The sequence below is a fragment of the Streptococcus intermedius SK54 = ATCC 27335 genome (genome assembly GCF_000413475.1).
In the GTDB taxonomy this organism is placed as follows: Bacteria; Bacillota; Bacilli; order Lactobacillales; family Streptococcaceae; genus Streptococcus; species Streptococcus intermedius.
This window is the reverse complement of sequence record NZ_ATFK01000004.1, coordinates 21,295-36,507: the sequence shown is the minus strand read 5'-3', so window position 1 is coordinate 36,507 and position 15,213 is coordinate 21,295. Positions and strand designations below refer to the sequence as shown.

Here is a 15,213-nt window from a genome sequence, read left to right as displayed (position 1 = left end):
AGTTTTGTCTTTTCAAACATTTCTTCTTGCAGATTTAAATGCTAAAGTCCTCCGTAATAAAAAATTCACTAGTTCATCGTAAATGTTCCCAACATTTTACAAACCTAAAACGCTTCCTTCAATCTTCAAAAACTGAAAGAATAACGGCTTTTTCTTGCTCTGTACAAGCAACCAATGGGAGGCGGAGTGATCCGACTTCAAAACCTTGATTATTTAGCACAGTTTTAAGTGGAGCTGGGTTTGTTATGGAAAAGAGAGCTTCTATTTTGGGTAATAACTGACGTTGAATCTGAGCAGCTTTTTCTAGGTTACCCTTATCTAAAGCTGCAAACATTTCATAAAAATCATCTCCATTGGTATGAGCTGCCACAGATACAACTCCCTGAGCTCCAATAGCCTTTGCATGAAAAGCTTGTCCATCTTCTCCAGTATAAATTAGAAAGTCTTTTGGAGCATTTTCAACCAAATGAGTCAGGGGCTCTATACCTGTACAGTCTTTGATAGCAATAATATTTTGCAATTGTGCCAAGCGCAAGGTAGTTTCTACTGTCAAACCAGCAACCGTTCGGCTAGGAACATTATAAACAATAATTGGCAGATTTGAAGCCTCCGCAATCGCTTTATAATGCTGATATAAGCCTTCTTGAGTCGGTTTGTTGTAATAAGGAGTCACAGCAAGACCAGCAACAAAACCACCAAATTTATCAACTTCACGCGCAAATTCAACGGAGTCTCGAGTATCATTTGTACCAATTCCAGCTATCAACGGAACGCGTCCTTTTACAATCTTTTGAACTGCTGCAAATAATTCCAACTCTTCTTCATGCGTCAGAGTTGGGCTTTCGCCAGTCGTTCCTGCGATAATCAATCCTTCTGTATGATGCGCTAAAAGATGTTCAATTAATTTAGGAAGAACTTCAAAGTTAATACTACCATCCCCTTTAAAAGGTGTGACAAGTGCTGTAATTATTCTTGCTTTTTTTAAATCTTCTATAGACATAACTATCGTCCTCCTAGTTTACAAGATCCCACTCTATCTCATGTTTTACATCAATTTAAAAACAAGATCCGCTGTTGGATGGACCAATCCACGCTCATGTAGAGTTTCAGCAATTTGTACAGAGTTCCAAGCTGCCCCTTTTAAAAGATTATCTGACACTATCCACATGTGAATTCCTTTTTCGGCATCCAGATCCTTACGAATTCGTCCAACGAATGTCTCTCGTTTCCCAACAGCATTGACAGCTTGGGGATAAATTTGATGAGCAACATCATCTTCCAATACTGCTCCTGGAAAGTTTGCAATCGCTGTTTTCACTTCCTCAATAGAAGCTTTCTCTTTTGTTTCGATATAAATAGATTCTGAATGAGCTGATAGAACCGGAATACGAACACAGGTTGCAGAAACTGCAATCGTATCATCTTCCATGATTTTCTTGGTCTCATTCGTCATCTTCATCTCTTCATAGGTATAGTCATTGTCCGTAAAGACATCGATTTGCGCCAGAGCATTGAAAGCAATTGGATAGTGTTTTTTGTCGCTGCCAGAAGGTAGGATTTCAGCTTTAAGATCACGCGGAGCCACCTCATCATTTAAAACCTCACGCAGTTCACGTTTGGTCTCAAGAATAGCACCCATACCAGCTCCAGATACAGCTTGATAGGTCGATACAATAATACGCTCCAAGCCCCATTTCTGACGAACTGGCTCAAGAGCTACCATCATCTGAATGGTTGAACAGTTTGGACAAGCAATAATCCCTTTATGGTTGGCAAGTGCATGCGCATTGACCTCGGGAACCACTAATGGAACATCCGGATTTTGTCGAAAATAAGAGGTGTTATCCACTACAACTGCACCTGCTTTTACAGCATAAGGTGCATATTTGGCAGACGTTGATCCACCTGCTGAAAAAAGGGCAATATCCACACCAGCAAAAGCTTCCTCAGTTGTTTCCTCAATGATCACTTCTTGGTCTCTAAAACGCAGCTTCTTCCCTGCCGAACGGACTGAAGCCAAATAGCGTACTTTTTCAATTGGAAGGCATGACTCCTCTAACATTTTGATCATTTGAGCCCCAACGGCACCTGTAGCCCCCACCACAGCAACTGTGTATCCCATAACATACCTCTCTGAATTTTCAAAAAATTTGTGTATTGCTGGTATTATACTACTTTTCTAATAAATTGAAAAGACTTATAAGAAAAAAGAAAGAACCGATTTGATTCTTTCTCATACTGATGCTAAGGCATTCACTACAGTTGACAAACAGCCTTAAAGATGTTCGCTGCGTAAATCTCATATTTCAGACAATTGAGGTTAGAGGGGAAGAAAGAGGGAACAAAAGTTCCGATAGAGCATTTAAGATTTGAGATGAAACTGACAAAATCCGTAAGAAAAGCTATAAGAAAATTGACAAATTTCACTTTCATCATCTGTCACCTCTCACAAACTCTCGGACTATTAATACTAACGAAATTTGAAGAAATTCTCACTGTTTTTTATTTCCGATACATCTTCATTTGAAGATACAAATCGTTATAAATCCCCAACCATTTTGCGCCGAGTTGTTGATAGACTTCTAAATGCTTCAAAGTTTCCTCATCTGGATAAAAAGCTTTATCTTCCTGTACTTCTTTAGGGAGCATTGCCTTAGCTGGTACATTTGGTGTTGAATAACCAACATACAAAGCATTTTTATAGGCATTTTCAGGTTTTAACATAAAGTTGATAAATTGATAGGCAGCTTTTTTATTTTTAACCGTCTTAGGAATGACGATATTATCAAACCAAAGATTGCTGGCTTCTGTGGGGACAATGTAACGAAGTTTATCGTTTTTTGCTAACATTTGCCGTGCCTCCCCAGAGAAACTAACACCAATGGCCGCATTATTTTGAATCATATACCCCTTCATCTCATCTGCTACAATTGCTTTGATATTTGGTGTCAATCTATAGAGTTTGTTAACTGCCTCTTGTAATTGCTTGGGATTTTTAGAATTTAAACTATAGCCTAGGGCATTTAGGCCGATACCCATCACTTCGCGTGCTCCATCAATCATCATGATAGAGTTTTTATATTCAGGTCGCCACAAGTCACTCCAATGCTTAGGAACTGTTTTCACCAATTCAGTATTATAAACAATACCTAGCGTTCCCCAAAAGTAAGGAATAGAATATTGATTTTTAGGATCGAACGATTGATTTAAGAACCTTTTGCCAATATTTTCTAGCCCTTTAATCTGCGAATGGTCCAGCTTTTCTAATAATCGTTCCGACATCATCTTAGAAATCATGTATTCACTGGGAATAGCAATATCGTAGGTTGTCCCACCTTGTTTAATCTTCGTGTACATGGATTCATTGGAATCAAAGGTTTCATATTGAACCTGAATACCAGTTTCTTTAGTAAATTTTGTTAATAGTTCTGGGTCAATATAATCTCCCCAATTATAGATGACTAATTTGTCACCAAATCCTCTTTTTGTACGACTTTCAATGTGGCGACTCCATCCCCAGAGAACAAGGATAATGGCAATAATACCTATTAAAAACGAATAAAGTTTTTTCATGCCACATCCTCCTTCTCACGAGAAATAAAGTAATAGCCAATTACTAAAAGAATACTAAAAAGAAATACTAAAGCAGAGAGAGCATTGATTTCCAGTGAGATTCCTTGGCGAGCTCGCGAATAAATCTCAACAGACAAAGTTGAAAAACCATTCCCAGTTACAAAGAATGTCACGGCAAAATCATCCAAAGAATAGGTAAATGCCATAAAATATCCTGCAATAATCGCTGGTGTCAAATAAGGCAACATGATTTCCTTTAACATCTGAACTTGATTTGCTCCTAAATCATAGGCTGCTTTAATCATATCATCATTCATCTCTTTTAGTCGCGGCAAAATCATCAAGACTACGATCGGGATTGAAAAAGCTATATGACTGGCCAGAACAGATAGAAAACCTAATTGAAATTTGACGGTTGTAAATAAAATCAAGAAACTCGCACCAATCATAACATCTGGTGCTACCATTAAAATATTATTGACCGACAAAAAGGCTTCTTGATATTTTTTTCTTGCCTGATAAATATAAATAGCACCAAACGTCCCGATAGCTGTTGCAATCAAAGAAGACAAAAAAGCCAGAAAAAAAGTTTGTGCCAAGATTAACATCAGACGACTGTCGCTGAACATCTTTTGAAAATGTATTAGGCTAAACCCTGTGAACTTGTTCATATCCTCACCAGCATTAAAGGCATAGCCAATCAAATAGAAAATCGGTAAATAAAGAATTAAGAAGACGACTGTTAAGTAAATACTAGCTGTTTTTTTCATCGTTCCCCCCTTTCTTTTGTTGCCCACATGATAACGAGCATAGCTACAATCAAGACAACACCAATCGTTGAGCCCATGCCCCAATTTTGCGTAGTTAGGAAATGTTGCTCAATCGCTGTACCAAGTGTAATAACTCGATTGCCACCAATTAAACGCGTCAGCATAAAGAGACTGAGGCTAGGAATAAAGACAGACTGAACACCACTTCTCACTCCATTCATAGAAAGTGGAAAAACCACATGACGAAACGTTTGCCAGCGATTGGCGCCCAGATCATAGCTAGCATGAACCAGATTCTCATCCATGTCCTCTAAGACATTAAAAATCGGCAATATCATAAAGGGTAGCTCAATATAACTAGCAACAAAAATAAAAGAAAAGTCTGTGAACAAAATTTGCTGAGAACCAATCCCGATAAAACTTAAAAACTGATTGACTGAACCATTTTGTCCAAAAATCCCGATAAAAGCGTAAGCTTTGAGCAACAAATTCACCCAGGTCGGTAAAATAATGAGCATCAACCAAAGCTGTTTATGCTTTAATTGTGTCAACAAAAACGCAGTAGGGTAACTAATTACCAAGGTAACAACTGTGATAATTCCTGCATACAAGACTGAATTCAAACTCATTTTAAGATAGGTTAGATTTTGCGAAGCGAAGTAGGTCTTATAATTTTCAAGAGTAAAGTGACCTTCAATATTGAAAAACGACTGCCAAACAATCATGGCAACAGGCGCTAATACAAACAATAGAATCCAAAGAATATAAGGAGCAACAAAAAGATCAGAGGTTGTTTTCTTCATCGCGCTCCTCCTCAATAGCATTGATTAAGCCTGCTTCCTGCTCTTCCATCTCGACATATTCTTCAATCCGAGCATCAAACTCTTCTTCTGTTTCATTGAGACGCATAATATGAATATCTTCCGGTTCAAAATCTAGCCCGATTTCTTCTCCGACAATGGCCTTGCGAGTCGAATGAATCATCCACTCATTACCCAAGTCATCATAAGCGATAATCTCATAATGCACTCCGCGGAAAAGTTGCGTATCAACCTTAACTTGTAGTTTCCCTTCTTCTGGAAGCGTAATTTGTAAATCTTCTGGACGAATGACCACTTCCACCTGCTCATTAGGACGCATCCCTCCATCTACTGCTTCAAATTGCTTGCCATTGAACTCAACCAGATAGTCTTCAATCATCTTTCCTGGAAGAATATTAGATTCGCCGATAAAGGTCGCTACAAAGTGATTGATAGGTTCGTCATATATATCAACAGGTGTTCCTGACTGAACAATCTCTCCCTCATTCATAACAAAAATCCAGTCACTCATAGCCAGCGCCTCTTCTTGGTCATGAGTAACAAAGACAAAGGTTATTCCCAGACGCTGTTGCAATTCCCGTAATTCATACTGCATATCTGTCCGTAACTTTAAATCCAATGCAGATAAAGGTTCATCCAACAAAACAACACGTGGTTCATTGACAATAGCACGTGCTATTGCGACACGTTGCCGCTGTCCACCGGACAATTTACGAATAGATCGTTTCCCAAAACCATCTAAACGCACCATTTTCAAAACTTCCGTAACACGACGCTCTATTTCTTTTTTTTCAACCTTACGCAAACGCAACGGAAATGCTATATTTTCAAAAACGGTCATATGAGGAAAAAGGGCATAAGACTGAAACACTGTGTGCACATCACGTTCATTGGTCGGAATATCATTGATTCGGACGCCGTCAAGAAAAACATCACCGCTTGATGCTTCCAATAAGCCAGCGATGATATTTAGAATGGTTGATTTTCCTGATCCAGAAGCACCTAAAAGAGTGTAAAACTTCCCTTCTTCTAATTCAAAATTGATGTCTTTTAAGACAACTGTATTATTATCCTCAAAAACTTTTGATACATTTTTAAATTCAATGATTGGTTTGTTCAATTGCCATAAATTCCTTCTTTTTCATAGATTGACAGTTTAAAGTCTTGTCTTGACTCATTTTCTTGGAGATGTTATCAAAAAGTTCAATATTATTATCACTTCTCACCAATAATTCGAACTTCTCTTTCCAAGGTAACACCTGACTGAACTTTGACAGCCTCAATCACATGTGCAATCAAATTTTCATAATCAGCAGCTGTTCCGTTATCAACATTGACCATAAAACCTGCATGCTTTGTAGAAACTTCTACCCCGCCAATACGGTATCCTTTTAAATTTGCTTCACTAATCAATTGCCCTGCAAAATGTCCCGTCGGACGCTTAAAAACAGACCCACAAGAAGGATACTCCAAAGGCTGCTTCAATTGACGAAGATGTGTCAATCGTTCCATTTCCTGACGAATCACACGATGCATACCTGGCGCTAGGGCAAACTTGGCAGAAATTACCACATCTCCTGTCTGTTGAACATATGAACGGCGATAACCAAATTTCATATCTTGAGCACTGAGAGTCTTGATTTCTCCATCGCGCGTCAGCACCTTACAAGAAAGTAAAATATGTGCAATTTCGCCCCCATAAGCACCAGCATTCATAAAAACAGCACCGCCAATGCTGCCTGGAATACCACAAGCAAACTCAAAACCTGTCAGACTGTGATGAAGTGCAACATGAGTCGTCTCAATCAGATTGGCACCTGCTTCTGCTTCAATCGTATAACCATCTACTGCCACATTATTTAACTTATCAAACATAATCACAAATCCACGAATACCACCATCACGAACGATGATATTGCTTGCATTCCCTAGCACCATCCAAGGGATCTGTTCCCGATTAGCAAATTTCACCACTCGTGCCAATTCATAACGATTTCGTGGAAAAACCAAATAATCAGCAGCTCCACCTACTTTTGTATATGTATATTGTTTTAAAGGTTCATTGAAGCGAACATCAATTCCATTCAATTCCGATTTTAACATTTCTAAAGTTGACATATTTTCTCTCTCTTAAACAAAATTCACTTTATTATACCAAATTTAAGAAATATTTACGATAAATTAAAGAAAAATATTCTCTTAATCACTCCTAAAAATAATTGTAAAATTCTTTCCTTGTAGATGTCATTGGCTATTTAAAAGAGAGCGAGAGACAATCCATGATTTCATAGAAATCAACTTCTTCCCGCTCTCTCAATGTTTAGGTTTGACTACCAAGTTGAAATTTTTTCTTTAAATCTTTGAGTTTTCTTTACTCAAACTCCATCTCGTTTCAATATAAGAAATGAACGTTACGAGTGTCTTTCGATCACTTTCAAACGCAATAAGAGAATCTTTCTCGTCTCTTTTGAAAATTCAGTTAATCAGGTACTGCCTTAATTTCATTACGAGATTCACTTGATAGGCTTCGTTATCATCTGCACAACTGTTCCTTTTGAACTACAGTCCACAAGGGAAACGCTAACTAACAGTGTTAAACATATCATGAAGTATTACTTTCTTTTATTTATCATAACCTCCTGTCCTCTTATTATATTTATGTTAAAAAAACACTTTCTGAATAATTAAAAATAGAGTAGAACAGAACCAAAGATTGTCAAATTTTGATTCTGTCCCACTCTTCAAAGACTAAAATAGACACTGTGTTGTTCATTATTAATTACAACAAACTTGAGATTTTGAGATGTATTATTAGCTTCTTTCGTATTTATAAAAAATTATTCGTCATCCATACTGAGAACACTGAGGAAGGCTTCCTGTGGTACTTCAACAGAGCCAATCGCTTTCATCCGTTTCTTACCAGCTTTTTGTTTTTCTAGGAGTTTACGCTTCCGGGATACGTCACCACCATAACACTTAGCCAAGACGTTTTTACGCAGGGCTTTAATGTCTGTCCGAGCCACAATTTTCTGACCGATAGCGGCTTGAATTGGCACTTCAAATTGCTGACGTGGGATAATTTTCTTTAATTTTTCGGCAATCAATTTTCCACGTTCATAAGCAAATTCCTTGTGAACAATAAAGCTAAGAGCATCAACCTTGTCACCATTGAGGAGAATATCCATCTTGACAAGATTAGACTTACGATATTCTGAAATTTCATAGTCAAAACTAGCATAACCACGAGTAGAAGACTTGAGCTTGTCAAAGAAGTCAAAAACGATTTCCGCCAGCGGGATTTGATAGATGACATTGACCCGATTTTCATCAATATAGTCCATGGTCACAAAGTCACCGCGCTTGCGCTGAGCCAACTCCATCACTGCTCCAACAAATTCCTGTGGCACCATGATTTGAGCTTTAACATAAGGCTCCTCGATTGACTCAATCTTGGTTGGCTCCGGAAACTCGCTCGGATTAGACACATCAAGCGAGGTACCATCTGTCATATTGACCTTATAGATAACAGAAGGTGCTGTCATAATCAGATCAATATTAAACTCGCGCTCCAAGCGCTCCTGAATGACATCCATGTGTAGCAAGCCTAAGAATCCACAACGAAAACCAAAACCTAGTGCCTGAGATGTCTCTGGTTCAAATTGTAGACTAGCATCATTCAGCTGGAGTTTTTCCAAAGCCTCACGCAAGTCATTGTACTTATTGGACTCAATAGGATAGAGGCCAGCAAAAACCATAGGATTCATTTGCTTGTAGCCATGAAGCGGTTCATCTGCTGGATCATCTGCCAAAGTCACTGTGTCACCAACCCGAGTATCTTGAACAGTCTTAATCGAAGCTGCAATATAACCAACATCCCCAGTAGCCAAGAAATCACGACCAATGGCTTTCGGAGTGAAGATGCCGACTTCAGTCACGTCAAAGGTCTTACCATTGCTCATGAGCTGAATGGTATCTCCTGGCTTGACCACACCGTCCATAACCCGCACTTGCAGGATTACTCCACGATAGGCATCGTAAACCGAATCAAAAATGAGAGCCTTGAGCGGTGCTGCCACATTGCCTGTCGGTGCAGGAACTTTCTCCACGATTTGCTCCAAGATTTCTTCAATCCCGATACCAGCTTTAGCCGAAGCCAACACAGCTTCGCTTGCATCCAAACCAATGACATCTTCAATCTCTGTTCGAACTCGCTCTGGATCAGCAGCTGGAAGGTCAATTTTATTGATAACTGGTAAGATTTCCAAATCATTATCTAAGGCAAGATAAACATTGGCTAAAGTTTGTGCTTCAATACCTTGTGCTGCATCGACCACCAGAATAGCCCCTTCACAGGCTGCCAACGATCGCGATACTTCATAAGTAAAGTCCACATGCCCTGGTGTATCAATCAAATGAAAAATATAAGTTTCACCGTTCTTAGCTCTATAATTGAGTTCAATCGCATTGAGCTTAATAGTAATGCCCCGCTCCCTTTCCAAATCCATACTATCTAAAAGTTGAGCTTGCATTTCCCGGCTGGATACAGTATCCGTCGCTTCCAAAATTCGATCTGCCAAGGTTGACTTACCGTGGTCAATGTGAGCAATGATGGAGAAATTCCGAATCCGCTCCTGCCGCTTTTTTAATTCATCTACATTCATTTTTCTCTTCCTTTTCGGGTATTCTATTTATTATAACATAAGAAAGGTGACTTTTACCAGTCTTGAAAAGGCATGCCATATTCCGTTTCATTTGTGCTATAATAAAAATAAATACATTTACAGAAACGAGAATGCTATGATTAAACTAATCGCATTAGACATGGACGGTACGCTTTTAAATAGTCAAAAAGAAATTCCCCAAGCACATATTCAAGCGATTCATCAAGCTGTCGAACATGGAGTAAAGCTGGTTCTTTGTACAGGCCGCCCTCTAGTCGGAGTGAAACCTTATTATGAACAATTAGGACTGAGTAGAGATAATGAATATGTCATTATCAATAACGGCTGCTCCACTCATCAAACAAAGGATTGGAAGCTTGTTGATTGGAAAGAGCTAAGTGCAGAGGATATGCTTTATCTGGACAGAATCGCCAAGCAAACTCCTGCCCAACTGACTCTTTTTGACGAAGAACGCTATTTAGTAGTTGACGAAAAACCAAGCGACCTAGTCACCTATGACGCTAGCCTTGTCTTCACAACCCCAACAGAAATCAGTCTCGAAGAAGCTATCAGCGGTAAAAATATTATATTTCAAGCTATGTTTTTAGCCCAGCCTAATGAGTTAGATACCTTTGAAAAACAATTTGGTTCGCAGATTTCTCAACGTTTCAGCGGTGTTCGCTCACAACCGGTCATTTACGAAGCCATGCCAAAGGGCACTACTAAAGCAACAGCTCTTAAGCAATTAGCTCAACACTTAGAGATTGAACCTCAAGAAATTATGGCACTTGGTGATGCCAACAACGACATTGAAATGATCCAATTTGCAGGTCTTGGCGTTGCTATGGGCAATTCTAGCGATCATGTTAAAAAACTAGCCAATTATGTGACAGATACCAATGATGCGAACGGTGTCGCCACAGCTATTGAAAAGTTTATTTTGAATCAATGAGATATAAAAGATGGTGGGACAGAAGTAATTTTTTAAAATTTTACTTCATCCTCTTGCCTCTAGACTGAGATTAAAAGGATCTTTCACATTATTTTGTTATTACTTAGTTTATCTTTTATTACCTTGTTAGATTAAACAATCTGGGAAACTGTTGATCAGAACAAAGCGAGGCTGAAACAAAAGTGTCTCAGCCTTTTTTTGTTGCAATCTAAAAAGTATCGAGATTAGAAAATCTCTATCCCTTCTTTTTTCACATTTTCCAGTATACTTGCAGGTAGTTGGTAAGATGGGAATGCCTAGCTTCTGTCAGAAAGCTGCTGATACGGTGCAGTAAACAGATCTTAACACAATGATCCTAATCCAGCCAGAGTGCTCCGCTACATCTCCTCCATAATTAGAAAATGATAAACATAAAGCCGATAAGGATTATGTCCAAAAACATAATTGGCCATCGCAACGGCTTTCCTCCATGTAAAGTTACATATTCTTAGTGCTGGCACAAAGACTACTGGCAAAGCAGTTCCCTGATCAAATCTTGGTGCCAAAGTATCGCGAATTTCCCTTCTGAAATCATGTTATAAAGTCAGCAACGAAAATGCATAATCAGCTTTTAGGCAGTTTTCCTGCTTTCTCCAGCATTTTCTTGACAAAGTATGGCATTTTAACATTTTCGCGTCCTTTTTTCTCAATCAATTTCTTGACAAAATCTGGCATTTTCAGCTCTGCACCTTCTGCCAGAATCTGACTGCTCTCCTCCGACGGCTGCAATTCATCAAAGGTTTCTTCTTCTGGAAAACATTCTTTGAAGGGTTCATGCTCATGGCGGCGAATACTTTGAATCAGGGCCTCAATTAAACGGTCATCTGCATTGGGCATAGGCGGTCTATGATAGGCAACACCCAGATCTTCGCAAAGTTCCTTGCACTCCACGTCATTGTCAAAAAGGACCTCTATATGCTCACTGATAAAGCTAATCGGCACAAAAATATAATGCTGAGGATGTGTTTCTTGCTGGCGCATGTAGTCCAGCACGTCAGGTTTGATCCAAGGGAGTCCAATGTCACTCTCACTCTGCCAAACATTGAGATAATCCTCCTCTGTCAAACCCAACCTGTCAGTAATCAAGCGGGCATTGTCATAGATCTGATCAATGTAAGGATCTCCAAAATCTAAAGCCAGAATAGGCACACTGTGGGCTGAAAAGAAAATCTTGAAGGTCTCCTCTCCAACCTCTTCTGTAAGAATCTTTCTCAGTTCCTCTGCCCAATAATCAAGAATAGCTTCTTCTTGATACCATTCCTTAATGATATTAAAGTGGATGCGATCACTCTGGATGAACTTCTCATAGCCCATGACAGAATAGTAAGAAAAATGCGGCTCTAGGATCAAACAGATACATTCCTCAATACCATCCTCTTCCATCTGCTCAATCACGTCTGGGATAAAAGGACGTGAGAATTTATTGGCAAAATAAACCGCATATTCACCAGATAAACGCTGACGGACCTTTTCCACCTCTTCTAGACTGATACGCTGCAGAGGCGTTCCATCGATGAGGACATAGTTATCATAGAGGGTCTGAATCTCATGGTCTTGCGGCCTGACACCGCGGCGAATATTGGTAAAAAATTCAGCCACTCCCTCAAAGCTAATCTCCTCTGGCGAGCCAAAAGTCATCATTAGAACTGCTTTCTTCATCATCTTTCCTCTTCAATCCCCTTGTGAAAACCAAACTAGCCTTTCAATGGTTTACTTGTAATTTCTTTCATTTTAACATCTTAAAAAAGACTTGAATAGCCTAAAATCCCATTCTCTACGAAGAAAATACAAATTTAATAATTCAGACATTTTAACAATTGAAAAACAAAAATAAAACAGAACGGATTGCTGCTCTCCAGAACTGAAAAATAGTTTGCGACTTCATCTTTTAAAGCCTTCCCTGTGAAATTCATATTTTTTAACGCTTATATAAAATGGTTTTTAAGACGTTAGTTAGAAGCGACAGCAGTAAAAAATATTTCTCACCTTTCCCCAATTATGCTAAAATAGATTTGAATAAATGAAAGAGGAGTTTTTATGAAATACCCTAATCTTTTAAACCGTTTTCTGACTTATGTTAAAGTCAATACACGCTCAGACGAGACCTCCACTACTACTCCCAGCACCCAGAGTCAAGTGGACTTTGCGACTAATATCCTCATCCCTGAGATGAAGCGGGTCGGCTTGGAAAATGTCTACTACTTACCTAACGGCTACGCCATCGGTACTCTTCCTGCAAATGACCCAAGTTTCACGCGCAAAATCGGTCTTATTTCTCACATGGACACCGCAGATTTCAACGCAGAAGGTGTCAATCCACAAATTATTGAAAATTATGATGGCGAAGTGATTCCGCTTGGGCAGTCTGGTTTTAATCTTGACCCTGCTGATTTTGCTAGTTTGAAAAAATACAAAGGACAAACCTTAATTACAACCGATGGAACGACTCTTCTTGGATCTGATGATAAATCAGGTATCGCTGAAATTATGACAGCAATTGAGTATCTATCAGGTCACCCGGAAATCAAACACGGCGAAATTCGAGTTGGTTTTGGTCCAGATGAAGAAATTGGTGTTGGAGCTGACAAGTTTGATGCGATAGATTTCGATGTAGATTTCGCTTATACGGTTGACGGTGGCCCGCTTGGAGAACTTCAATTTGAAACTTTCTCTGCAGCTAGTGCAGAAATCACTTTCCAAGGACGCAATGTCCACCCAGGGACAGCCAAAGGCCAAATGATTAATGCTCTGCAATTAGCTATTGACTTTCATAATCAATTGCCAAATGGTGACCGCCCTGAGTTAACAGATGGCTACGAAGGCTTCTATCATCTTATGAATGTAGAAGGAACTGTTGAGGAAGCAAAAGCAAGTTATATCATTCGTGACTTTGATACAGTAACCTTTGAAAAACGCAAAGAATTCATGCGCTCCATTACCAATAAAATGAACGAAAAACGTGGTGAACGGGTTCATTTAGAACTGAAAGATCAATACTACAATATGCGCCAAGTCATTGAAAAAGACATGACACCAATCAATATCGCAAAAGCAGTCATGAACAAATTGGACATCAAACCGATTATTGAACCTATTCGTGGCGGGACGGATGGCTCTAAAATTTCCTTTATGGGGATTCCAACACCAAATATCTTTGCCGGTGGTGAAAACATGCATGGACGCTTCGAATACGTCAGTCTGCAAACAATGGAACGTGCCGTTGATACTATTATTGGTATTGTTTCCTACAAAGATGAGTAGCTCCCAATCAAATAGAAAAACCTTTAGCTCCTATTATGGTAGAACTAAAGGTTTTTTCTCTTCGTCCACTCCCATTTTAATTTACTAAAAGGCCTTACCATTAGACCCATAAAAAATCAATCAATAAGACAATAAAAAGATTGAATGCTGACCAGATAGAAATCCTGTACGACTGCAAAGCAAAAGCAATGAAAGAATCCTTAAAAATGTTTCAAAGTCCATTTTGCTCCCTTAGCACCCCCAAAAACTAAAAGCCAATATCGTTGTCTGCCTCACTTTTTCTTCTTTCTCAAAGCAACTCAACTTAGCTAGCTACTAAGAAAACAAGTTTTTTGCTTTAGCTCACAACCATTATTTTGTAGCTCCTCCAATACAAAAGTCAGCAAACATACAAAAGATATCAAATATGCACGAAACTTCCTTTTCCTTTTGCCAACATTCATTCTCATAACTTAAAAAGTCTAGCAATTTCTCACTAGACTTCCTTTTTATTGTTCCCTTGCTTCTTGCAAGATTTTTTCAATTTTTGTTGTAATCAAATCAATCGCTACCGTATTAGATGCTCCCTCTGGAATAATCACATCTGCATAGCGCTTAGTGGGCTCGATAAACTGATGATACATGGGTTTTACCACACCTAGATATTGCTCAATCACACTATCTAAACTGCGACCGCGTTCATCCATATCTCGTTTAATCCTGCGAATAATCCGAACATCATCATCTGTATCCACAAAAATCTTAATATCCATTAAATCACGCAAACGTTTATCTTCTAAAACAAGAATCCCCTCTACAATAAAGACATCTTGCGGAACTTGACGATAGGTCTTATCGCTACGTGTATGAGCTGTATAATCATAAGTCGGAATGTCTACTGGACGTCCGGCTAACAATTCCTTGATTTGTGCAATCATCAAGTCTGTATCAAAAGCGAAAGGGTGATCATAGTTGGTCTTGATTCGCTCTTCAAATGTCAAATGAGATTGGTCCTTATAATAGGAATCATGCTCAATCATAGAAATTTTTTCATTTGGAAAATTTGAAAGAATGGCTCTTGAAACACTCGTCTTACCACCGCCAGACCCACCTGTCACACCAATAATAATCGGTCTATTTTGCATTATTCACTCCAT

Annotated in this window: 12 protein-coding genes; 2 read left to right on the top strand and 10 right to left on the bottom strand. The window is 38.9% G+C overall.

Annotated features, from left to right (window positions below; genetic code table 11):
- Nucleotides 1-118: 118 nt before the first annotated feature.
- The 8 genes from dapA to lepA form a co-directional block, all read right to left on the bottom strand.
- Complete coding sequence (gene dapA, locus HMPREF1654_RS05595) at nucleotides 119-1,000, bottom strand: 4-hydroxy-tetrahydrodipicolinate synthase (protein ID WP_003076556.1); 882 nt, start codon at nucleotides 998-1,000, stop codon at nucleotides 119-121.
- Nucleotides 1,001-1,045: 45 nt separating this feature from the next.
- A complete protein-coding gene (locus HMPREF1654_RS05590) occupies nucleotides 1,046-2,122 on the bottom strand; it encodes an aspartate-semialdehyde dehydrogenase (RefSeq protein WP_003072425.1) in 1,077 nt (358 codons plus the stop codon).
- A 380-nt stretch (nucleotides 2,123-2,502) separates the two neighbouring features.
- A complete protein-coding gene (locus HMPREF1654_RS05585) occupies nucleotides 2,503-3,573 on the bottom strand; it encodes an ABC transporter substrate-binding protein (RefSeq protein ID WP_003076371.1) in 1,071 nt (356 codons plus the stop codon).
- Nucleotides 3,570-4,343: an ABC transporter permease gene (locus HMPREF1654_RS05580; protein WP_003076493.1), complete on the bottom strand. Its 774-nt coding sequence runs from the start codon at nucleotides 4,341-4,343 to the stop codon at nucleotides 3,570-3,572. The genes HMPREF1654_RS05585 and HMPREF1654_RS05580 overlap by 4 nt, the downstream gene beginning before the upstream one ends.
- A complete protein-coding gene (locus tag HMPREF1654_RS05575; protein ID WP_003076384.1) occupies nucleotides 4,340-5,146 on the bottom strand; it encodes an ABC transporter permease in 807 nt (268 codons plus the stop codon). The genes HMPREF1654_RS05580 and HMPREF1654_RS05575 overlap by 4 nt, the downstream gene beginning before the upstream one ends.
- Nucleotides 5,127-6,284: an ABC transporter ATP-binding protein gene (locus HMPREF1654_RS05570; RefSeq protein WP_003076856.1), complete on the bottom strand. Its 1,158-nt coding sequence runs from the start codon at nucleotides 6,282-6,284 to the stop codon at nucleotides 5,127-5,129. The genes HMPREF1654_RS05575 and HMPREF1654_RS05570 overlap by 20 nt, the downstream gene beginning before the upstream one ends.
- Nucleotides 6,285-6,379: 95 nt before the next feature.
- Complete coding sequence (gene murB / locus HMPREF1654_RS05565; protein ID WP_003076465.1) at nucleotides 6,380-7,282, bottom strand: UDP-N-acetylmuramate dehydrogenase; 903 nt, start codon at nucleotides 7,280-7,282, stop codon at nucleotides 6,380-6,382.
- Nucleotides 7,283-8,001: 719 nt separating this feature from the next.
- Nucleotides 8,002-9,825 carry a translation elongation factor 4 gene (lepA, locus tag HMPREF1654_RS05560; RefSeq protein ID WP_003076236.1) on the bottom strand — a complete coding sequence of 608 codons (1,824 nt, stop codon included), beginning with the start codon at nucleotides 9,823-9,825 and terminating at the stop codon, nucleotides 8,002-8,004.
- A 136-nt stretch (nucleotides 9,826-9,961) separates the two neighbouring features.
- Between lepA and HMPREF1654_RS05555 the strand changes: the two genes are divergently transcribed.
- Nucleotides 9,962-10,777, top strand: coding sequence for a Cof-type HAD-IIB family hydrolase (locus tag HMPREF1654_RS05555; RefSeq protein WP_003076476.1), 816 nt, complete (start codon nucleotides 9,962-9,964; stop codon nucleotides 10,775-10,777).
- A gap of 603 nt (nucleotides 10,778-11,380) precedes the next feature.
- Here the strand turns inward: HMPREF1654_RS05555 and hemH are convergent.
- A complete protein-coding gene (gene hemH, locus HMPREF1654_RS05550) occupies nucleotides 11,381-12,475 on the bottom strand; it encodes a ferrochelatase (protein ID WP_016670398.1) in 1,095 nt (364 codons plus the stop codon).
- A gap of 378 nt (nucleotides 12,476-12,853) precedes the next feature.
- Between hemH and pepT the strand changes: the two genes are divergently transcribed.
- Nucleotides 12,854-14,077, top strand: coding sequence for a peptidase T (pepT, locus tag HMPREF1654_RS05545; RefSeq protein WP_003076598.1), 1,224 nt, complete (start codon nucleotides 12,854-12,856; stop codon nucleotides 14,075-14,077).
- 488 nt (nucleotides 14,078-14,565) lie between these two features.
- Here the strand turns inward: pepT and udk are convergent, their stop codons facing one another.
- Nucleotides 14,566-15,201 carry a uridine kinase gene (gene udk / locus HMPREF1654_RS05540; RefSeq protein ID WP_003076593.1) on the bottom strand — a complete coding sequence of 212 codons (636 nt, stop codon included), beginning with the start codon at nucleotides 15,199-15,201 and terminating at the stop codon, nucleotides 14,566-14,568.
- Nucleotides 15,202-15,213: the final 12 nt, after the last annotated feature.